This is a genomic window from Chryseobacterium sp. NFX27 (assembly GCF_049887855.1).
GTDB lineage: Bacteria > Bacteroidota > Bacteroidia > Flavobacteriales > Weeksellaceae > Chryseobacterium.
In genome coordinates this window covers 44,729-64,343 of the sequence record NZ_JAGEKK010000015.1, presented here as the reverse complement: position 1 = coordinate 64,343, position 19,615 = coordinate 44,729, and the positions used below count along the sequence as shown (strand labels likewise).

The 19,615-nt window shown below is 38.2% G+C and carries 22 protein-coding genes; 15 read left to right on the top strand and 7 right to left on the bottom strand.

The genetic code is table 11. The features are described from left to right. Positions 1 to 6 precede the first annotated feature (6 nt). The 3 genes from J4Q03_RS15920 to J4Q03_RS15910 form a co-directional block, all read right to left on the bottom strand. Positions 7 to 561 (bottom strand): hypothetical protein, encoded by a 555-nt coding sequence (locus J4Q03_RS15920; RefSeq protein WP_426049122.1) that lies wholly within the window; start codon positions 559 to 561, stop codon positions 7 to 9. Between the two features lie 31 nt (positions 562 to 592). Next, positions 593 to 919, bottom strand: coding sequence for a gliding motility protein GldC (gldC, locus tag J4Q03_RS15915; RefSeq protein WP_426049121.1), 327 nt, complete (start codon positions 917 to 919; stop codon positions 593 to 595). 173 nt (positions 920 to 1,092) lie between these two features. Then, on the bottom strand, positions 1,093 to 2,076 hold the full coding sequence (locus tag J4Q03_RS15910) for a gliding motility protein GldB (RefSeq protein WP_426049120.1): 984 nt from the start codon (positions 2,074 to 2,076) through the stop codon (positions 1,093 to 1,095). A gap of 55 nt (positions 2,077 to 2,131) precedes the next feature. Between J4Q03_RS15910 and J4Q03_RS15905 the strand changes: the two genes are divergently transcribed. The 6 genes from J4Q03_RS15905 to J4Q03_RS15880 all read left to right on the top strand — a co-directional run bounded on the left by J4Q03_RS15905 (position 2,132) and on the right by J4Q03_RS15880 (position 5,570). Beyond that, the gene (locus J4Q03_RS15905; protein WP_426049119.1) at positions 2,132 to 2,770 is read left to right on the top strand and encodes a leucine-rich repeat domain-containing protein; all 639 of its coding nucleotides are present in this window, start codon (positions 2,132 to 2,134) and stop codon (positions 2,768 to 2,770) included. Between the two features lie 8 nt (positions 2,771 to 2,778). Then, positions 2,779 to 3,306 (top strand): GNAT family N-acetyltransferase, encoded by a 528-nt coding sequence (locus J4Q03_RS15900; RefSeq protein WP_426049118.1) that lies wholly within the window; start codon positions 2,779 to 2,781, stop codon positions 3,304 to 3,306. A gap of 159 nt (positions 3,307 to 3,465) precedes the next feature. Beyond that, on the top strand, positions 3,466 to 4,260 hold the full coding sequence (gene nadE, locus J4Q03_RS15895; RefSeq protein WP_426049117.1) for an NAD(+) synthase: 795 nt from the start codon (positions 3,466 to 3,468) through the stop codon (positions 4,258 to 4,260). Positions 4,261 to 4,281: 21 nt separating this feature from the next. Further along, entirely contained in the window at positions 4,282 to 4,797 is a 516-nt protein-coding gene (locus tag J4Q03_RS15890; protein ID WP_426049116.1) for a ribonuclease domain-containing protein, read from the top strand. Between the two features lie 89 nt (positions 4,798 to 4,886). Then, a complete protein-coding gene (locus tag J4Q03_RS15885; protein WP_426049115.1) occupies positions 4,887 to 5,195 on the top strand; it encodes a GIY-YIG nuclease family protein in 309 nt (102 codons plus the stop codon). A 60-nt stretch (positions 5,196 to 5,255) separates the two neighbouring features. Next, positions 5,256 to 5,570, top strand: a complete 315-nt coding sequence (locus J4Q03_RS15880; RefSeq protein ID WP_426049114.1) for a barstar family protein — start codon at positions 5,256 to 5,258, stop codon at positions 5,568 to 5,570. 116 nt (positions 5,571 to 5,686) lie between these two features. On the opposite strand, the gene pafA is transcribed toward J4Q03_RS15880, so the two are convergent. Beyond that, complete coding sequence (gene pafA / locus J4Q03_RS15875; protein ID WP_426049113.1) at positions 5,687 to 7,333, bottom strand: alkaline phosphatase PafA; 1,647 nt, start codon at positions 7,331 to 7,333, stop codon at positions 5,687 to 5,689. 69 nt (positions 7,334 to 7,402) lie between these two features. Between pafA and J4Q03_RS15870 the strand changes: the two genes are divergently transcribed. The 6 genes from J4Q03_RS15870 to J4Q03_RS15845 all read left to right on the top strand — a co-directional run bounded on the left by J4Q03_RS15870 (position 7,403) and on the right by J4Q03_RS15845 (position 11,859). Beyond that, positions 7,403 to 8,215, top strand: a complete 813-nt coding sequence (locus J4Q03_RS15870; RefSeq protein WP_426049112.1) for a hypothetical protein — start codon at positions 7,403 to 7,405, stop codon at positions 8,213 to 8,215. A gap of 9 nt (positions 8,216 to 8,224) precedes the next feature. Further along, on the top strand, positions 8,225 to 8,617 hold the full coding sequence (locus J4Q03_RS15865) for a VOC family protein (RefSeq protein WP_426049111.1): 393 nt from the start codon (positions 8,225 to 8,227) through the stop codon (positions 8,615 to 8,617). 21 nt (positions 8,618 to 8,638) lie between these two features. After that, positions 8,639 to 9,172, top strand: a complete 534-nt coding sequence (locus J4Q03_RS15860) for a GNAT family N-acetyltransferase (RefSeq protein ID WP_426049110.1) — start codon at positions 8,639 to 8,641, stop codon at positions 9,170 to 9,172. 120 nt (positions 9,173 to 9,292) lie between these two features. Then, on the top strand, positions 9,293 to 9,877 hold the full coding sequence (locus J4Q03_RS15855) for a TetR/AcrR family transcriptional regulator (protein WP_426049109.1): 585 nt from the start codon (positions 9,293 to 9,295) through the stop codon (positions 9,875 to 9,877). A gap of 70 nt (positions 9,878 to 9,947) precedes the next feature. Further along, entirely contained in the window at positions 9,948 to 10,685 is a 738-nt protein-coding gene (locus J4Q03_RS15850) for an SDR family oxidoreductase (RefSeq protein WP_426049108.1), read from the top strand. 256 nt (positions 10,686 to 10,941) lie between these two features. After that, positions 10,942 to 11,859, top strand: a complete 918-nt coding sequence (locus J4Q03_RS15845) for an alpha/beta fold hydrolase (protein ID WP_426049107.1) — start codon at positions 10,942 to 10,944, stop codon at positions 11,857 to 11,859. 80 nt (positions 11,860 to 11,939) lie between these two features. Here the strand turns inward: J4Q03_RS15845 and J4Q03_RS15840 are convergent, their stop codons facing one another. From J4Q03_RS15840 to J4Q03_RS15830, 3 genes are all read right to left on the bottom strand, one after another. Continuing rightward, entirely contained in the window at positions 11,940 to 12,866 is a 927-nt protein-coding gene (locus tag J4Q03_RS15840) for a malate dehydrogenase (protein ID WP_111956739.1), read from the bottom strand. A 116-nt stretch (positions 12,867 to 12,982) separates the two neighbouring features. Further along, on the bottom strand, positions 12,983 to 13,534 hold the full coding sequence (locus J4Q03_RS15835; RefSeq protein ID WP_426049106.1) for a biliverdin-producing heme oxygenase: 552 nt from the start codon (positions 13,532 to 13,534) through the stop codon (positions 12,983 to 12,985). A gap of 26 nt (positions 13,535 to 13,560) precedes the next feature. Beyond that, on the bottom strand, positions 13,561 to 15,750 hold the full coding sequence (locus J4Q03_RS15830; protein WP_426049105.1) for an ATP-binding protein: 2,190 nt from the start codon (positions 15,748 to 15,750) through the stop codon (positions 13,561 to 13,563). A gap of 568 nt (positions 15,751 to 16,318) precedes the next feature. Between J4Q03_RS15830 and J4Q03_RS15825 the strand changes: the two genes are divergently transcribed. From J4Q03_RS15825 to J4Q03_RS15815, 3 genes are read left to right on the top strand one after another with little or no spacing between them, the layout of a single operon-like run. Beyond that, positions 16,319 to 17,479 carry a porin gene (locus J4Q03_RS15825; RefSeq protein ID WP_426049104.1) on the top strand — a complete coding sequence of 387 codons (1,161 nt, stop codon included), beginning with the start codon at positions 16,319 to 16,321 and terminating at the stop codon, positions 17,477 to 17,479. A 21-nt stretch (positions 17,480 to 17,500) separates the two neighbouring features. After that, positions 17,501 to 18,931, top strand: a complete 1,431-nt coding sequence (locus J4Q03_RS15820) for an anion permease (RefSeq protein WP_426049103.1) — start codon at positions 17,501 to 17,503, stop codon at positions 18,929 to 18,931. Positions 18,932 to 18,947: 16 nt separating this feature from the next. Beyond that, positions 18,948 to 19,604, top strand: coding sequence for a succinate dehydrogenase cytochrome b subunit (locus tag J4Q03_RS15815; protein WP_426049102.1), 657 nt, complete (start codon positions 18,948 to 18,950; stop codon positions 19,602 to 19,604). The last annotated feature ends 11 nt before the right edge of the window (positions 19,605 to 19,615 follow it).

The following is a 19,615-nucleotide window of genomic DNA, read 5'->3' as shown; positions in this document are numbered from 1 at the left end:
TTTATTTTATAAGCCTCCCATGAAAAAATCAAGGCTTTTTGAAACGTTATCAGATTTTCTTTTCACTTCCAGCTTTCCGTTAAAAGCATACGCCAGAACGTCTATTTCTTCAGGAACTTTATCGGGAACTGTGGTCGTGAAAGAAGCCAGATATTCACTGTTTTCGTATGTATCTTTACCTGTTTCTTTCAGTTCCTCAAATTTTCCGTTGATTTTGAGAATCATTTTTTTCAGGGAATCATCTATATAAGCAATATCCGAGCCGTTTCCTTTAATGAAATCGTCCATGCTGGGAACAAGCTCCATGACAGATTCACCTTCCATATCGTGTGGATGGAGGCTTCCCTTTAACATGTCAGCCGGAATATCTTTTTCCTTGAATAAGGCGATATCCATATTTTCAGAAACATTTTCCGTCCCCGGAACATCTTTATTTTCAGATACAGGAAGTTTTTCAACCGTTACAGCAGAATCCTCTGTTTTGGTTTCTTTGAGTTCGGTTTTTTTATCGCACGCGGCCAACAATACCGCTGTACTGATGAGTAAAAGTGCTTTTTTCATATAATTTTGTGATTGGTGCAGAGTTTTAGTATTACATTCTGATAGCTGATTTTACAGCAAATTCATCTGCAATCTGCTCAAGCCACTGTGCAACATCTTCTTCTCCGGTCGCTCTCTGGTACGTATTTCCTAAAGATACCAAAATCTGGTGAATAAACATCTTCATCTGGTCTACCGGCATTTCTTTTGTCCAAAGATCAATTCTTAAAGCTTCCATCGTTTTATCATCCCAAACAGAGATCATCGTTGCTTTCGTTTCCTCTTTTTCTACACCGCCATCTTCAGCATTCCACATTATACTTTCAGGAATGTGGTTCTCATCCAACTCTACATCTATTGTAATCTGAGTTTTTCTCATATCAATTTAAAATTTTTCGCAAAGTTAATACTTCTTCGGCTTATCTAAAATTTCTATGAAGGTATCTTCATCAGGAAATGACTGTTAAAGTGAAAAAAAATCCCTCACTGACATCATCTTTAAATTAAAAAAATAACCTCCAAATTACTTTGAAGGCTATTATATTTTGACTGTTACGGTGTCTTAGGCTTATAAACTGCTTCATTAAAGATATTGGTAGCGTCAAGCTTTAAAAAATCCACAAGTTTAGTTTCCGGTTTTTGCCTGAAATAGGCTTTACAGATCTGCCATCCGGTAAAAATTCCGATCTGGGGTGAGGATTCATTATCGATTTCCGTATAAAATTTTGAGAATGGGCCCTGAGAAATGAAACGTTCTACCAGCCTTGGATCATCGCCGAAGATCAGGTTACTTTCTACAAAATAATTCCAGATATTGGCCTCATTGGCAACAGCCCAGTCGTATTGTTTTTTGGTATAATTCATTTTCAGATAATCCGGTGTATCCGGAAGGAAAGCATCCTGCAAAATCATGATCTTTCCGTTCAGAATGACTTTGTCTATGAATTTCTGATGATCCGGAGATTCTGTCACAATACTTTCCGCAAAGATTTGTGAAACTTTGGGAACAATATTCTGCGGGTTCATCGACTTCTGAAAATACAATTCAAGTCCTTTGTAATTGGCATTGCCATCACCCATAAATCCAGTAATATCTATGAACAGAAGATTTCCTTTTGAATCATAAAAAATAGGATCCTGAACCATCTGAAGGGCTGATGAAAAAAGGTAAACCTTAGGGCTTTTAAACTGTGGAAAATAGTATTTGATATGGGAAAACAGATCCTGAAGCTCCTTTTGAAGTTTCGTCTGGTCTATTTTAGCAGCGGCCTCTTTATAAATCTTGATTTCTTCTGCATCTGATCTTCTTTTTCCAAAATCCGCATCGGAAACCGTTCCCTGGAACCAGGGGAATTTGGCCTTGAATTGGTCCAAAGGAATATCCTGATTATAGAATTCTTTGGAAATATCCGTCATCTCAACTTTTTCAGCGGGTTCTTTTACTTCTACTTTCCACTGGTTTTTGGGTTCTTTTTTACAGGAATCCAAAGCGAGAACCAAAATAGAAGAAAGGGCAATAATTCTAAAAATCTTCATTATTTTTACATGAAATTTAAGTGTACAAAAATAAGGATTAAAAACACAATCGATAATGAAAATTAAAATATTTGCAACCTTCAGCCTTATTATTTCAGGATTATCTCTTTTCTGTGCGCAAAAACTTAATTTTAAAGATCCGAATTTTGAAAAAGCTGTACTTGAAAATTTTGACCTCAACAGAAACGGTTCACTGGAAAAGCTGGAAGCAGATGTAATCACGAATTTATTTCTGGTTCAGAGGAACATTACATCAGCTGATGATGCAAAGCTTTTTACCAATGCTAAAATGATCGTGCTTGATGACAATATGATTCCGGATATTTCGATTACAGGCCTGCCCTATCTCGAGCTGTTTTCCTGTACGGGATGTAAAGCGTCTTCTTTCAGGGCAGAAGGTCTTAAAAGCCTGGCTTCACTGTACCTGGATAATAATCTTCTGGAGAATATTTCACTCAAAGAAACTCCAAGAATTGACCAATTAACATTATCTTTAAATCAGTTAAAAACAATTGATATCACCACACTCAAAAATTTAAGAAAATTAAACATCGAACACAATAAGATCCTGAAACTTGATATTTCCGGAAATCCAGACCTTCAAACCCTGAATGTGGGTGGAAATCCAATGAAAGAATCAGATATTAAAAAAGGAGTGAAAACTGATGTAACTATTTTCGGAACTGAGCAATAACTACTATCATGAAACTAGAAACGGAAAGACTGATTTTAAGAAAAATTGAGGAAACAGATGTTGAACGGATGTTTCTGCTGGATTCCAACCCGGAAGTAATGAAATACATTGGGGTACCGGTACTCACGGAACAAAGCGAATCATTAGCTGTAATCAGAATGATTCAGAAACAATATAAAGAAAATGGGACAGGAAGGCTTGCTGTCATTGAAAAAGAAACCGGACTGCTGATTGGCTGGAGCGGACTGAAACTCTTGACTGAAGAAACCAACGGTTATAAAAACGTTCTTGATCTCGGTTATCGTTATCTACCTGAATTCTGGGGAAAAGGCTATGCAATGGAAGCCGCCATAGCATCTCTTGAACTTGGTTTTAATGAGATGAACGCAAAAGTGATCTATGCCTATGCTCATGCTGAAAATGACGGTTCCAATTATATTTTAAAGAAATTAGGCTTTGAAAAAACCAGTGAATTCACGGAACCTGATGGAGTCTGTAACTGGTATGAGCTAAGACATGAAAAATATTTACCATAGTATGATTACGAAAAAACCAGTAATTTTGGGATTTCTTTTCCATTTGAAATTCCTGAAGTGAATGGAATGGCTGTGGAACTGATAAAAGACGGATTAAAAAATATAAATGGTGTAGTAAAATACCCTAAAGAATTTGGAATAGACTAAAAAAAATAAATAATGCAGACTCAAAAAGTAATAGATCATATTGTAGCATGGTTAAAGGATTATGCTGTAAAAGCGAATGTAAAAGGATATGTTATAGGTGTTTCCGGAGGAGTGGATTCCGGAGTGGTTTCTACTCTTGCAGCGATGACAGGCTTAAAAACTCTTCTGATTGAAATGCCGATACGTCAGAAGCCAGACCAGGTGAACCGTGCCTGGGAACACATGAATGATCTGAAATCAAAATTTCCCAACGTAGAAGCTATGTCTGTGAACCTGACGCCTGCTTTTGAGGAACTTTATAAAACATTTGATGTAAAGGATGATCTGTACCCTAATGAAAAACTGGCTTTCGCCAATACAAGAGCACGGCTGAGAATGCTTACTCTATATTATTATGGCCAGATCAATGGTCTTCTGGTATGCGGGACGGGAAATAAAGTGGAAGATTTCGGAATCGGTTTTTACACAAAATATGGAGATGGCGGTGTAGATGTTTCTCCTATTGCAGATCTTTATAAAACAGAAGTATATACATTGGCCAGAGCTTTAAATCTGGTTAAAAATATTCAGGAAGCGATCCCTACAGATGGCCTTTGGGATGTAGACAGAACGGATGAGCAGCAGATTGGGGCAACGTATCCCGAGCTGGAAAAGATCCAGAAAGAATACGGAACCAAAACTGCTGATGATTATGAAGGCCGTGATAAAGAGGTCTTTTTAATTTTTGACAGAATGCATAAGGCAGCCAAGCATAAAATAAATCCTATTCCGGTTTGTGATATTCCCGAAGAATGGAAAAATGATTAGTTTGAATAATAAGATTTTTATATGAACGGTAAAATAAGATCAGTCTTTTTTATTTGTCTGGGGCTTCTTTTCGGAATGTCCGTGATGTATATCTACAATAATTTTATTGCAGACAAAAAAGGAAATACAGAGACTGTTAAGACGGAAACTACCAACTACGGAAGTACTTCTGCAGAGTCTCAAAGTACCCGTGGAAATGCTTCCTCACAGTCCATCGATCAGCTCACAGAGGAGAAAACGGTCATTACTTTTGTAAAGCAGAATCACAGACTTCCTGATTATTATATTACCAAAAATGAGGCAAGAAAACAGGGTTGGAACGCTTCAAAAGGAAATCTCTGCGATGTATTGCCAGGCAAGGCTATAGGAGGAGATAAATTCGGGAACAGGGAAAAGAAGCTTCCTCAGGGTGAAAAATATTATGAAGCTGATGTGAATTACAGCTGTGGAAACAGAAATGCAGACCGCATCATCTTTACTGAAAACGGTGATGTCTATCTGACTAAAAACCATTATAAAAGTTTTGAGAAGCAGTAGTTAAAGCGTGTCATTGCGACAGACTGTAGGTCTGCGAACGTAGTTCAGAAGTGACGAAGCAATCTTTAAATCATAAATAAAATTATCCTGTGAAACCAGGCTTTGTTTACATTATGACCAACAAGAACCATACAACTCTTTACACAGGAGTTACTTCAAACCTGCCCAAACGTATCCAACAGCATAAAGACATGTATTACGAACAAAGTTTCACATCAAGATATAAATTATATGTACTCGTCTATTGGGAATCTTTTCAGGAAATAGGAGATGCTATTTTCCGGGAAAAGCAAATCAAAGCAGGCTCAAGACAGAAAAAAATAGATTTAATAAATTCAATAAATCCTGAGTGGAGAGATTTAACAGATGACATCGAAAATATCATGGATGTTTTTTAGATTGCTTCGTCGCTACGCTCCTCGCAATGACCAAAATAAATTATTAAGAAAAAGAAGAATATGAAGACAATATATATCGATTTTACAAACATAGGCGACTATGAAGATTTTTACACCCAATTAAAGGAAAAAGTTAGTCTTCCTGAAGGTTTTGGAGATAATCTTGATGCACTTTCTGATATCATTACCGGAGGATTGGAGCTGCCGCTTCACATTGAATTTGTGAATATGACAGTAGACCAGCTTGAGATCTTTGAAGATCTCCTGACAACTCTTGAAGATGCAGAAGATGAGACAGAAGATTTCAGTTTCACTTATTACCTGGAACAGTATGAGGACGAAGAAGAGAAAGATAATCCTGAAGAGGAAGAATAATTTCAATTCAACAGAAACAAAATTCGCAGAAATTCTGCGAGTTTTTTATGTCAACTTATTTAGTACGGAAAAATGGATAATAAAAAAGCATTCTTTTCAGAATGCTTTTTGTGATTTTATCTTCCAATAACTTCCGTAATCGGATTTCCTATATTTCCGCTCGGGAACTGAATTTTCAGTAATGATGAAACAGTAGGGGCAATATCGGTCATGTTGTAGGCCTTATTACTTTCTCCTTTCTGGATTCCCCATCCCATAAAAATCAATGGTATGTGTGCATCATAAGAATTCCATACACTGTGGGTCGTTCCTGTTTTAGAATATGGAGGAAGCATGGAATCGTGAGAGATCAGCTGGATATCTCCGCTTCTCTGTCTGTTGATCCCGTTGATGATTCTCTGCTTGATCGGCTCGGGAATAGTAGCTTCCTGAACTTCATCCACAGATACCGCGTACAAAACGGTAGGATCTTTCTCTAGCTCTTTGATTGTGAAATTTCTCAGGTCATCCAGCTCAATTTTATGATCCTGCATCAGCTTTCTGTCAAAATAGATCTGATAATTGTCTACTGCATTGATCAGCTTATCGACTCCGAATTTATCCTTCAGCTTCTGATTGATATCTTTTTCCATTTCTTCTCCAAAGAATCCCGTAGTAATTTTATGTTCTTTCAGAAATCCTACAGAATGAGCACCACCGTGGTCAGCAGAAAGAAAAACCGTATACTCGCCTTTTCCTACTTTTGAATCCAGATAGCTGAAAAACTGAGCAAGATCCTGATCCAGCCTTAAATAAACATCTTCCACTTCAATAGAATTCGGACCGAATTTATGCCCTGCATAATCTGTAGAAGCCAGGTTGACCGCTAAAAAGTCGGTAATCTGATCACTTCCTAATTTCTCACCTTCTACAGAAGCTTCCGCCAGTTTCAACGTCAGCGTGTTTCCGAAAGGTGTGTAGCGGATATTATCTTTTTTAGCCTGATAATCCTGTGCTAAATTACTGTAAGGGAAAACAGGAGTCTTTGCACTTCCCAGCAGTCCTTCCCACGAGGAATTGTCAGGAGAGCTTTCTGTATACTGATTGATCGGAAGTAAAGTATTCCAGCCGTTTGCTATTAATTTTTCAGGCAGATTCTGCGAATTGAAAGATTTCACCCACTGAGGGAGATCATTCATATACCAGGTACTTGTAATAAAGTTTCCGGTACTGTCATCAAACCAGAAAGCTCCGTTCGGAGTATGTCCTGCCGGAAGAATGGAAGCACGGTCTTTTAATGAAACCCCGATCACTTTTCCCTGAAAATTGGTAGCCAGTCTCAATTCGTCCGTTACGGTTGTAGACCAAAGGTTTTTTGGAGAGTGACTTCCTATTTTGGTATTGGCTGTTCCTACAGGCTGAACGCTTTCATCTGTTGTACAGTACACATTTTTCCCGGTTTCTTTATCCGTCCAGTCGTTCCCTGCAATACCATGGATCGCAGGTACTGAACCTGTATAGATGCTGGTATGCCCCAAAGCCGTAACAGTAGGTACGTAATTGATATGAACATTGTTTAAAGAGTATCCTGTATTCAGGAGTCTTTTGAAACCATCGTTTCCGTATTTACTGTAAAAACGGTACAGATAATCCCACCTCATCTGGTCTACCACTAATCCTACGACTAATTTGGGTCTTTCTAATTGAGAGTTTTTGTTCTTCTGAGCATTGATTGTAATCACGGACAATAAAGCCGCTGCCGCAATTGAAATTTTCCTAAGCATCTAGTAAATTTTTGTTGACCACAAATTTACGGGTTTTGAAAGTTTTGGAGTGTGAAATTTTCTTTAAATTTGAGAACCTTCATTCAACCCATAAGTGCAGAAATGATTTTAGGAGTATATTGGTATTTTAAATTCCCGGAAAATGTATACAATTTTCAGTTTTTCAAATTTTTCCAAGGATTTGGAGGACATGCTGACAATCCGGCTGAGTTAAAAGCTCAGGTTTCAGTAGATCATCCCGAAAGTCTCATCCAAAAACTGGAGGAATTGCATTTCCGTTTTAAAAGGATGTATTTAGATATGAAGATCAATGAGGACCAATTATTGATCTCAACTGGTGATTATACACTTTTTGATGGGCATTTCCAGTTTGTTTCGCAAATAGAACAGCTGCTGGTTCATCACAATGCAGTTCTGACTGATGTGCCTTTTGAAGTAAAATCAAGCAGAATGTTCAGTCCGGAAAAGAAAGATTTTGAGACTATAGAGCACAGGTTTATGCAGATTACCGGTTCCGATTTTAAGAAAAACAATGCTGAAAACTGTTCTGTCCGCATTGACTGTAATCTGCCTGCAGCCAACAAAAATGATCTTATCAATGATCTTATCCGGATATGTAGTGAAGAAAATATTCAGGTGTTATATTATTATGATTGCCATTTTAAGCAACATACCAATCTGATGTTTTTTTTCTCCAACGGAAGACAGATGGAAAATGCCGTTCAAAATGTCGATATCAACGCTTTCGGAAACAAAGTCCGCCACTTGGATCAGAAATACCCGCTTCACTTCGGGCATTTCGGAGGAATGGAATATTATCCGCGGAACGGTCCTTTTGTGGAACTGATTACTGATGAAGAATATATTTTAAATAAAAAGTAAATTATTATTATGATCAAATTCAAATATGTCATTTTATATGTTGAAGATGTGGAAAAATCTATGAATTTTTATCATCAAACATTTGATATACCGATTAAATTTATCACTCCTGAAAAAGATTACGGAGAACTCCTTACCGGAGAAACCAGTCTTTCTTTTGCATCCATACATCTCGCCAGCTCTAATATAAAGCAGGGATTTTTATCTTCCAAATCTCAAGAAAAACCTTTCGGTATCGAATTGGGATTCACAACAGATGATGTTGAAAAACTGGTAGAAAAAGCGGTTAAAAACGGAGCCGTTCTTTATGAAGATATTGCAGTAAAACCTTGGGGACAAAAGGTAGCCTATATCAAAGATCCTGATCATTATTTAGTAGAAATCTGTACAGAAATTCAATAAACCAATCACATTCCGTATTCCATGGAAATAAAAAAATTAGAAAAACTGACTGAAAATCCCGCACTTCACTGGGGACTTAACGGATACAATACAGGCCAGATCCTGTCCATCTCTTTTATTGAATATGGCGGTTCTTTTGAATTTGTATTAAAAGAAAAGTCTATGCCCTACTCCAAGGTCTGGGAAACCCATTCCACCGACATTGAGGAGCTTAATGCAATCATTGAAAAAGGGCATTCTTTCGGAGCTTTTGAGGGGAAAGAATTGATCGGCTGGATCATCTGCGAGCACAGAATATGGAACAACAGCTTTTACATTGAGAATATTCTGATCAGCGAAAAGTCCAGAAGAAACGGAGCCGGAGCCCAGCTGATCAAAAATGCTGTCCGGGAAGCCAGACATTTAAACTGCAGAATCATTGAGCTTGAAACACAGAATACCAATTATCCAGCCATCCAGTTTTACAGGAGAATGGGCTTCAGTATTACAGGAATCAATACAAGACTCTATGAAAATCCGGAGGAAACGGCTGTATTTATGACTTTAGATCTATAAGATAAAACTTTTTTAGTCAATTTATTATCTCTTATAATCGACACCAACTATAAAACATATTGATTTTTTTATTTTGTACCGAATGGTACAATCACATATCTTTGTTCCAGAAATAATTCAATGGCAGGAAGACCTAAAATATTTGATGAGCAGGAAGCTGTTGCAAAAGCAACTGAAGTTTTCAGAGACAAAGGCTATGATACAGCTTCTGCGGATGAATTGCTCTGCGCTATGGGTATCGGGAAAGGCAGTTTTTATCTTGCCTTCAAAGGGGGAAAGCGGGAACTCTATATCCGGTCGATCACTCAGTTTTCAGAGTATTTTTATCAAAAGTTTTCAGAAAGTATTGCAATATCTGAGGACAAAGTACAATTCATCAGACAGTTTTTCCTGAATCTTGCCGAAGCTTCCGATTGTGATAAGAAACGGGGCTGCTATCTGGGAAATGCTTTGGTGCAGCTTTCTGAGAAAGATCATGAAATTAAAAAAATAACGGCCCTATTGCTGAAAAAGCTACAGGCTCTGTTTACAGAAATCATCAGAAGTGCTCAGGAAAACGGACAAATCACCAGCACAGAAGATCCGGAAATTATAGGTTGGCACCTAAGCAATTTATGGAACGGAATTCATGTTACAAGAAGAATGGAAAGCTCACCGGAAATTCTTAAAAGCATTATTAAAATGAATCTTAAAATATTAAGCTAAAATTTTTTATTCAATTATGTACTGTTTAGTACAATTTAAAATACCTATTAATTTAATACCAAAAAATGTCATGAACATCATCAACAACACGATTTTAATTACTGGCGGAGGCTCAGGAATCGGATTAGAAATTGCAAAAGCCCTGAACAAATATAACAAAATTATTATTGCAGGGAGAAATAAAGAAAAGCTTGATGCAGCAGCAAAAGGACTCGAAAATGTCTTTACTATTCAGGCTGATATTACCAATGAACAAGATGTAAACCGTCTTACCGAAGAAATTAAAGTGAATTTCGGCGGGCTGAACATTCTGATTAATAATGCAGGACATGCGTATGCCTATACTATTTCAGACACCTCAGACACTTACAGCAAAGCAGTCGCTGAATTTGAAACCAATTATTTTGCACCCATCCGTTTGACCGAGAAGTTGATTCCTCTCCTTAAACAGCAGGAAAATGCCGCAGTTGTGAATGTTTCTTCTATTGTAGCATTTGCTCCAGGCTCTCATGTTCCTACTTATTCAGATTCTAAAGCAGCTCTCCATTCTTACACCAAAATATTAAGGCATGAACTGGCAAAAGCAACTTCTGTTAAAGTTTTCGAATTGATGCCACCACTAGTTAATACAGATTTTTCAGCAGAGATCGGGGGTAAGGAGAATGGTATTCCTGCTTCTGAGGTAGCGGACAGCTTCGTCAATGCCCTTATCAATGATATCTACGAAATCCGCGTGGGCCATACCGAAGTTCTGTACAGCAACTTTTTTGCAGATTCCGAAGGAGCTTTTAGCGTGATGAATGCGTAATTTTTAACGTACGGATTTTACTGCGGGAAAAGAAAGATCTTCTCCCGCAGTTTTTGTTATAGTCCATACATCTAATTTTTCTCTATTGAAATTCAGAAAGTCTTTTAGCTGAATATTTTCATCCATTTAATACTTACTGATATATAAATGTATTCCTTTAATCCGTTATTCTTGACATGCATTTATAGAAACTTATCATTTTCAATTCTTAAATTTAACAAAGTAATAAATATCATTCTTCAACTGTTATTATCATATGAAAATCATTCATTTACTCTTATTTATATTTATCTCTGTGACTTTTATTTCGGCACAGGAAAGCAGCTCCGAAAGCTTTTTTGAAACCTTTGACCATGTCAGGGTTAAATACAAAATCTCCGGAAAAGGAGAAGCTTGCATCTTCGTTCCCGGAGGTCCAGGACAGGGATATCCTTCATTTGAACTTTTAGGAGGAAGCTCTCTGGAAAAAAATATGCAGATGATTTATATGGATCAACGTGGATCCGGTGAGTCAGGAAAATCTGAAAATTATCATCTGGATGCCATGGTTCAGGATATTGAAGAGCTGAGGCAGCATCTGAAGCTTGATAAAGTTTTTCTGCTTGCCCATTCTTTCGGAGGAATTATCGCGGTGAATTATGCTAAAAAATATCCTAAGCATACAAAAGGACTGATCCTGGCTAATATTACTCTCCATTTCCTGAATAATGAATCCGTGAAAGAACAGATTGAATATGGAAACAGTCTTCTTAAACAACCCAATAAAGCTGTTCCTGAAGACAGTCTTTCTGGGGAACTTTCAAAAATAAGTGCGGCATTGAGAAAGAAAAGAATTGGGTATAAATTTCTCACCGAAGACATTGAAACCATTAAGCAGATGGACAAAATAGATTCTCTTCATCCTAGAATTATAGATTTTGGCATGGCCGTAATCTCAAAACCTAAAGAATTCCCAGAATATTATACCGATCATGCGCCGATCACAAAAGACATTCATGTCCCTGTATTAATTATCACCGGAAAAAAGGATAAAGCCGTAGGAACACAGCATTACAAAACTTTTCAGTTCCCAGATCAGAAAGTGGTTTCCATTGATGGAGGACATCTTTTGTATTATGAGAAAAACAGGGAATTTGTAAATGCTGTTTGGAATTTTATAAGTAAACACAAGTAATAAATAAAGAATTGACCTCTGAAATAAAAAGCTCAGCGCGGCCTTCGGCCGCGCTGAGTCTTATATAAAGCTTAAATCAATTAAAACTTAAGATCTCCGTTCACTTCTCTCACAGCATTTGCTGCTTCAGCAAACTTCAACTGCTCATCTGCAGTAAGTGTTACGTTCACAATTTTCTCTACTCCATTTTTCCCAATGATAGCGGGAACACCTAAGCAGATATCATTTTGTCCGTATTCACCTTCAAGCATTAGAGAACAAGGAATCATTTTCTTCTGGTCGCAAGCAATTGCCTGAACCATCACAGAAACTGCTGCACCTGGTGCATACCAAGCTGAAGTTCCTAATAATTTAGTTAATGTAGCCCCTCCTACTTTAGTTTCCTCGATTACATATTTTTGTTGCTCATCACTTAAGAATTCCGTTACAGGAACACCATTTCTTGTAGCTTTGCTTAATAATGGAAGCATTCCTGTATCACTGTGTGCAGCGATTACCATACCGTCTACATCAGAGATAGGGCTTTCCAATGCTTCAGCCAATCTGTATTTGAATCTTGCAGAATCCAGTGCACCACCCATTCCGATGATCTTATGCTTAGGAAGACCTGAAGTTTTGTGTACCAGATAAGCCATAGTATCCATTGGGTTGGAAACTACGATGATAATAACTTCCGGAGAATTTTTCACTAAGTTTTCAGTAACCTCTTTCACAATACCGGCGTTGATACCGATCAGTTCCTCTCTTGTCATTCCAGGTTTTCTTGGAATACCTGAAGTGATCACTGCTACATGAGAACCTGCAGTTTTGCTGTAATCTCCTGTTGTTCCGGTAATTTTTGTATCGAATCCGTTAAGCGATGCAGTCTGCATCAAATCCATTGCTTTACCTTCAGCAAATCCTTCTTTAATGTCTACTAAAACTACTTCTGAACAGAAGTTTTTCATTGCGATGTATTCTGCACAGCTTGCTCCTACAGCGCCTGCACCTACTACAGTTACTTTCATATTGTATACTTTTTTTAAATTATTTTTTAGTTTAGTCTAAAAATTGAAACGCCCAAATTTAACAATTCCTGAAAATGTGGGCAATTTTTCAGGAATTTAATTAAGCTTCGCTGAAATTAATTGACGTTCAGTAAAAACGTATAGAGTTTTTTTGCTCCCGATAGAACCTCATTATAATTTTCTTCAGTAACTTCAGTATCTAAAACCTCTTTGAAGTTTTTCCACATCGAGCCTGTATTTTCCTGGTAGCATCCGAAGAAATTGAAGGTCACCTCATCAAAGCCTTCTGTTTTAGAAAGCTGTTTGGCGATCACATTACCACCTAAAGTAGAACCTTCGATCACATACATTGCACCCAAAGCTTCATGTTCATTATTAAACTCAAGATGATGGATGGCATTCTGATTCTCCAGAGAAAGACTCTCAAGATCCTTTTCGATAAGAGAAAGTTTTTTCCTGTTGCTGAGCTGAAGTTTTTCCGAATACTTATCAGAAAGACTTCTGAATATTTTATCTTCACTGTGAAGAAGCATCAGATAATTTGTACTGATGATCTTTTTATAATCTTCCAGTGTAAAGGTCTTATTAAAAATTTTTTCAGAATTGAAAAGTTTCTCCGCAGCATCGTGATATTCCGCTGTATTTTGCTTAAGATACTCTGATACCATAAATAAGGATTTAAAGTTTCCCAAATTTACGGTTTTTTGAACGTTAATATAAAGCAAGTTCCCTCTTTATTGCTTTCATAATCCACATTTCCTCCGATACGCTTCATAATCCTGTGCACAATAGACAATCCTATACCATTCCCTTTGAAGGTTTTAGCATTATCCATCCTGTTGAATATCTTGAACATTTTATGCTTTTCCTGCTCAGGAATTCCAATACCGTTATCTGAGATTCTGTATACAACAGTTCTGCCTTCTTCAGTTCCCCGGATTTCCACTTTCGGTTCTTCCTGATGTGAAGAATATTTCACAGCATTATTGATGATATTTAAAAACACCTGATGAAGCATCGTTTTATCCGAAAGTACATCGGGACACTCCTGAATAGTGATCACGCTTTTCGGACTATCGAAAGTAATCTTTGCGTTTTCCGATATCTTCTGGATCATATTCAGAGGCTGCAGGCGTTCCAGCTCTATCTCGCTGTGTTTAGCACGGCTGAGCTGCAGTACATCGTGCATCATTTCTGCCATATTGTCGATTTCTTCAACTATGGAATTCAGCTTATTTTTATTTTTTTCTGTTTTTTCAAAATTAGAAAGCAGCATCTGTGCATTCAGTTTCATCACGGTCAAAGGTGTTCCCAGATCATGAGAGATTGTGTAAGAAAAACTGTCAAGTTCTTCATTTACCTTTCTAAGCTCATTATTCAGCGCTTTGATCGCGTTATATTGTTTATGCGAGGTTTCCAGGATCACATCGCGGACAGCCTGTACCGAAATGATATCTCTGGAATTCCATCTTTTTGAATTTCCTTTGATATTTTCTGTAAAAATATGGAAAGAAGTTCTCGGCGAAACAATCTGTATTTCCTTACCATCCTGCACTAATACTTCTATTTTCTTCTCAGGGTTTCCGGCCCAGTCGATATGTTCATCAAACTCTTTACGGAACCAGATCAGCATTTCTTTTTTGCTTCTCTCAATAAAATAAATAATGATTCCGGCTGCATTTTCATCCAGCCCCAGTTCCTCTCCATAATCCTTAAGGAAGCTTCTGCTTACAAAAATACTTTCAGCAGTATTTTCAAGAGCCCAATGCGCAATGGCATCAATAATCCTGCTTTCAGGAACCACTCCAACAGTCACCGCATTCCCTTCTGAAATAATAGCTAAACCGTCTGCTTCAGGCAGCTTTCTGATCTTTCCTTTATTGTCTGCGAGAGAATCAAAAAGATTATTATGTTTCAAAAACTCCGCTTTCAGCTGTGACGATTTTTCGTTCAGCTCCAGCCGGTATTTCAGTTCATTTTTAGATTTGAAAGAAGAATAGGCATTGGAAGCCAGAGCCGTGAAAATTCCTGCCTGTACCCTGTCTTCAAGATCAATATGCTTAGCCTCCGAATTCTGGCATGTAACCAGACCCCAAAGATGATCCTCGATAATAATAGACACACTGAAACTGGAAGAAGCTCCGGAGTTTTTAATATACTGCCCATGAATAGGTGACATTCCTCTTGAAGCCACAAAAGTAAGATCAATATTTTCATCCGTTCTGCTCATCAAGGGAACTGTTTCAGCATATACATTACTGAATATTCTTTTTCTTTTCTTTAAATAAAGTTCTCTGGCCTGCCTTGGTATATCAGATTCAGGATAATAAAGTCCCAGATAGCTCTCCATATGATCATTCCTTCTTTCTGCAATCACTTTTCCCGAGCCGTCCATCATAAATTTATAAACCATCATGCGGTCATAATTCACAATTTTAGAAAGCGTGCTTAGCAATTGTTCCCACAGATCCTTTTCATTATCTATAACATAAAAATTGTCATACTTATTAGAAATGCGTTTATTGGGATTCTCCAGTACCGCTTCAAATTCAAGGAAAATATGTTTACCACTTCTGAAAACGGAAAAATGATATTCTTTTCCACTGATGAATACTTTATCGAAATGGGTCTCGTTTTCTCTTCTTGTAAAGTCCTGCAGGGAAGTATAAAGATCGGAATCAATAACTGTACGGAAAATTTCAGGAAAATCCACAAGGTTTCTTCCAAAAAGCTGTTCCGCATTTCCGATTCTAAATATATCCGTAATATTCCGGCTGAAAAAAGTAATGGATTGAGATTCTGCATCAATGCCAATCAGGTATCCAAAACTTTGTATATACCCAGGAATATGGATGGGTTCCTCATGACACTCTACAAAATTCATATATTTCTTTGATCTATCAAATATAACGATTTTTTTAACGGCATATTATTTTGTGGTATTAAATCACGGAAGCTCTTAAACTACCGTTACTCCCCGTATTAATAGGTTCATTTGATCTGATTTTCAGATCAAATGCTGTTATTTTTCAATATCGATTAAAAGGTTTACATAATAATATACTAAAAATTTCGCATTAAATCAAGTTTAATTTTCTGATCATGATTCATTGCATAAATCCAGATTAGTATCTGAAATATTATGTTAATTAAACAAAATTTATTAAATTTATATCACCAAATAAGGAATACGTTTAGAAAATATTGAATTTTTTTATAATATTTTCAACGGAATCTCCATTTAAATTCAAATAACACGATTATGAAAAAGTTCCCTTTGATTATCCTCACTCCTAGCTGCCCGTTAAGATCCGGAATCAACTACGAGACCGGTATATGGAAAGTCTGCAAAAATTCCGAGAACATGGTGATCACTACTTATTCCTTGATTAGGAGCAGGGACCTTTCGGATAACCGGGACCTTTAACAATAATTCATTAAACACAAGTACTATGACCTTTTTTTCACAAAAAAAGAGAAGCCTGTTAGTATGCGCTTTACTGGCTGCCTTTTCAGCCAATGCCCAGATTCAGGACTCACTGCGCGTCGATAAATACGAAGAAGACCATGTAAAATACCCTGTACTTCAGATCAAAGGACTTTTTCAGGCACGCTACCTTGTAGGTATGACCGAAGATGTTGATGTGAACGGTCTGCATCATGCGGACGGATCAGGAACCAGTAACAATTTCATGCTCAAATACATGAGGGTTCAGGTGCGTGCACAAATCAGCAAAAGAACAGAAGTTGTGGCACTCGCCAATTTTGCTGATTTTAAAAACGATCCCAAAAGCAGAGTCCTGGAAAATGCTTATCTGAAATATACTTTCAATCCTAAATTAGCCTTTACTGTCGGCCAGTTCAGACCCTGGTTCGGAATTGAGGAGACCTATCCTATTGACATCATCAAGTCTCTGGATTGGTCCAATCAGTATACAGAATTCGGAAAACTGGGGTGGACAAGTTTCCAGATTGGGCTTTCTGCAACGGGGCAGCTTCAGTTGGGGAAAATTCCTTTCCAGTATGCTGTGTCGGTCGTCAATGGGAATGGAAAGAATCAGATCAATGACAACGATAATGGGAAGCAATATTCTACAAGATTGGTTTTCGGTCTGTCTAAAAAATACAATTTCAATCTCGGCCTGAACGGAGGTATCGGTGAAGTTTCAAGCAAAAAAGTATATGCAGTAGGGGTTGACCTCAGCTCATTGATCCAGTTTGATCCGAAATGGAGTCTTGATATGCAGCTGGAAGCCAAACAGGCAACCAATCACGTACTTTACAACACGGTTGATCCGGAACTGAGATCTTCCAACCCTGACCAATATCTGATCCGTGGAGCTTATTTTCTTCCGAATGTACGCTATGAGGTCAATCATAAAAATCTCAGTGCTTTCGAACTGTCCTGCCGGTATGAATATCTGGATACCAACTTCAGACTGAATTCCAATCCAAGACAGACCATTACCCCAATGTTCGGACTGGAATTTCTGAAAAATTATGGCGCAAGAATTCAGCTGGGCATACAATTCGACCGCTACAAACATCAGGTAGAAAACACATCACAATACAACAGCAACCTGTTCATTGTTCAGGTGCAGAGTAGATTTTAACCGCTTAAATATGTATAGATCATGAAAGAAATTAATATCACAAATATCGCGATAACGTTTGCCGTTGCGCTGATCATATGGTTTATTCCGGCTCCGGAAGGCGTCGCTGAAAATGCCTGGCATCTGTTTGCTATTTTTGCGGCAACCATTTTAGGAATCATCCTTAAAGCCGCACCCATGGGCACTATGTGTATGATGGCCATTGCTTTTACAGCGCTTACCCAGGTAGTCGCTCCCGGAGATGCAGGAAAATCCATCACGAAAGCACTTTCCGGATTTGGGGATAAGGTGATCTGGCTGATCGGAATCTCCTTCTTTATCGCCAGAGGATTTATCAAAACCGGACTGGGAAACCGGATTGCCTTTTTATTCATCCGAATCTTCGGTAAAAGCTCGTTGGGGCTGGCCTACGGACTTGGACTGGCAGATGTATGTCTGGCTCCTGCTATTCCGAGTAACACTGCAAGAGGTGGCGGAATCATCTATCCTATTATGAAGTCTATGGCCATAAGCTTTGACTCTGTTCCTGAGAAGCCGGAAACCCACAGAAAACTGGGCTCTTTCCTCACCCTGAACAGTTATTATATGAACCTCATCGCCTCATCTATGTTCCTGACCGGAACTGCGAGTAACCCGATGTGCCAGAAATTTGCAGCAAATCTAGGGATCAATATTACGTGGATGTCATGGGCGGCTGCCGGTTTTGTTCCGGGATTGGTGGCATTCTTTGTCGTTCCATTGGTTTTATACAAATTGTATCCGCCTGAACTGAAAAAAACAGGGGATGCACCCAAAATGGCCGCTCAGAAATTAAAAGAAATGGGCCCTATTTCCAGAAATGAATGGCTAATGCTTTTGGCTTTCTTTATTCTGTTAGCCCTTTGGATATTTGGAGGAGCATTATCTATAGACGCTACTACAACAGCTTTCATTGGACTGACAATGTTGCTTCTTACTTCCGTATTGACATGGGAAGATATCAAAGGGGAAAAAGGAGCCTGGGATACGATTGTATGGTTCGCTGTTCTGGTGATGATGGCCAGTTCTTTGAATGAGCTCGGTTTTATCGGCTGGTTCAGTGATCTGATCAAAGTAAAAATTGGCGGATTAAGCTGGCAGGTGGCTTTTCCGGTGATTATTGTCGTATACTTTTTCAGTCACTATATTTTCGCGAGTGCAACGGCTCATGTGGCAGCGATGTATGCAGCGTTATTAGGGGTTGGTGTTTCTTTAGGAATCCCACCGATGTTACTGGCGATGATGCTTGGTTTTCTGGGTTCAATTTATGGGGTGCTTACCCATTACGGTCACGGTCCGGCTCCGGTATTCTACGGAAGCGGCTATGTCGAGCTGAAAGCCTGGTGGCTGAGGGGTCTTGAAATCGGAATCGTGTTACTCATCATCTATATGGTAGTCGGAGGACTGTGGATGAAAGTTTTAGGATATTATTAATCATTAAATAAAAAATATGCTGTCAACCTTGTCAAGAAAAATGCTGATGTGCCTTACAGGACTATTCCTGAGCTTCTTCCTGTTGATTCATTTCTTGGGAAACCTCCAGCTGTTTCTTCCACCGGAGCAGGCGCACCTGCAGTTTAATGCCTATTCGCATTTTCTGTCCGGAAATATTCTGATCAAAATGGTTTCATATATTCTGTATGCATGTATTATTCTGCATGCAGCAGATGGACTAATCATTACCTTAAAAAATAAAAAATCAGGAGGCATCTACGCGTCGGAAAAACGGGGAAGAGCCAGTAAATGGTATTCCCGTAATATGGGGATTTTAGGAACTTTGATCCTGATCTTCCTGGTGATCCATTTTCAGAATTTCTGGTATGTCTACAAATTCGGCAATCCACCGCTTGACGACAACGGAAATAAGGATCTTTATATTCTTGTTGTAACGGTTTTCAGAGAATGGTGGTATGTTATCATTTACGTAGTATCAATGGGAGCTTTATGCTATCATTTAATCCATGGAATTCACAGTGCAGCCCGCACGCTGGGGTTATATCACCCTAAGTTTGTGAAATGGTTTAAAACTGCCGGAATTGTCTACTCAGTCATTATCAGCATAGGTTTTGCGCTGATGCCGGTTTATGTATTTTTTACTACCCGTTAAACAGAAAAGTT

Coding starts and splice junctions, on each gene's coding strand:
- J4Q03_RS15920 (WP_426049122.1), bottom strand. CDS start 561: ATGAAAAAAGCACTTTTACTCATCAGTACAGCGGTATTGTTGGCCGCG.
- gldC (WP_426049121.1), bottom strand. CDS start 919: ATGAGAAAAACTCAGATTACAATAGATGTAGAGTTGGATGAGAACCAC.
- J4Q03_RS15910 (WP_426049120.1), bottom strand. CDS start 2,076: ATGAAGATTTTTAGAATTATTGCCCTTTCTTCTATTTTGGTTCTCGCT.
- J4Q03_RS15905 (WP_426049119.1), top strand. CDS start 2,132: ATGAAAATTAAAATATTTGCAACCTTCAGCCTTATTATTTCAGGATTA.
- J4Q03_RS15900 (WP_426049118.1), top strand. CDS start 2,779: ATGAAACTAGAAACGGAAAGACTGATTTTAAGAAAAATTGAGGAAACA.
- nadE (WP_426049117.1), top strand. CDS start 3,466: ATGCAGACTCAAAAAGTAATAGATCATATTGTAGCATGGTTAAAGGAT.
- J4Q03_RS15890 (WP_426049116.1), top strand. CDS start 4,282: ATGAACGGTAAAATAAGATCAGTCTTTTTTATTTGTCTGGGGCTTCTT.
- J4Q03_RS15880 (WP_426049114.1), top strand. CDS start 5,256: ATGAAGACAATATATATCGATTTTACAAACATAGGCGACTATGAAGAT.
- pafA (WP_426049113.1), bottom strand. CDS start 7,333: ATGCTTAGGAAAATTTCAATTGCGGCAGCGGCTTTATTGTCCGTGATT.
- J4Q03_RS15865 (WP_426049111.1), top strand. CDS start 8,225: ATGATCAAATTCAAATATGTCATTTTATATGTTGAAGATGTGGAAAAA.
- J4Q03_RS15860 (WP_426049110.1), top strand. CDS start 8,639: ATGGAAATAAAAAAATTAGAAAAACTGACTGAAAATCCCGCACTTCAC.
- J4Q03_RS15855 (WP_426049109.1), top strand. CDS start 9,293: ATGGCAGGAAGACCTAAAATATTTGATGAGCAGGAAGCTGTTGCAAAA.
- J4Q03_RS15850 (WP_426049108.1), top strand. CDS start 9,948: ATGAACATCATCAACAACACGATTTTAATTACTGGCGGAGGCTCAGGA.
- J4Q03_RS15845 (WP_426049107.1), top strand. CDS start 10,942: ATGAAAATCATTCATTTACTCTTATTTATATTTATCTCTGTGACTTTT.
- J4Q03_RS15840 (WP_111956739.1), bottom strand. CDS start 12,866: ATGAAAGTAACTGTAGTAGGTGCAGGCGCTGTAGGAGCAAGCTGTGCA.
- J4Q03_RS15835 (WP_426049106.1), bottom strand. CDS start 13,534: ATGGTATCAGAGTATCTTAAGCAAAATACAGCGGAATATCACGATGCT.
- J4Q03_RS15830 (WP_426049105.1), bottom strand. CDS start 15,750: ATGAATTTTGTAGAGTGTCATGAGGAACCCATCCATATTCCTGGGTAT.
- J4Q03_RS15825 (WP_426049104.1), top strand. CDS start 16,319: ATGACCTTTTTTTCACAAAAAAAGAGAAGCCTGTTAGTATGCGCTTTA.
- J4Q03_RS15820 (WP_426049103.1), top strand. CDS start 17,501: ATGAAAGAAATTAATATCACAAATATCGCGATAACGTTTGCCGTTGCG.
- J4Q03_RS15815 (WP_426049102.1), top strand. CDS start 18,948: ATGCTGTCAACCTTGTCAAGAAAAATGCTGATGTGCCTTACAGGACTA.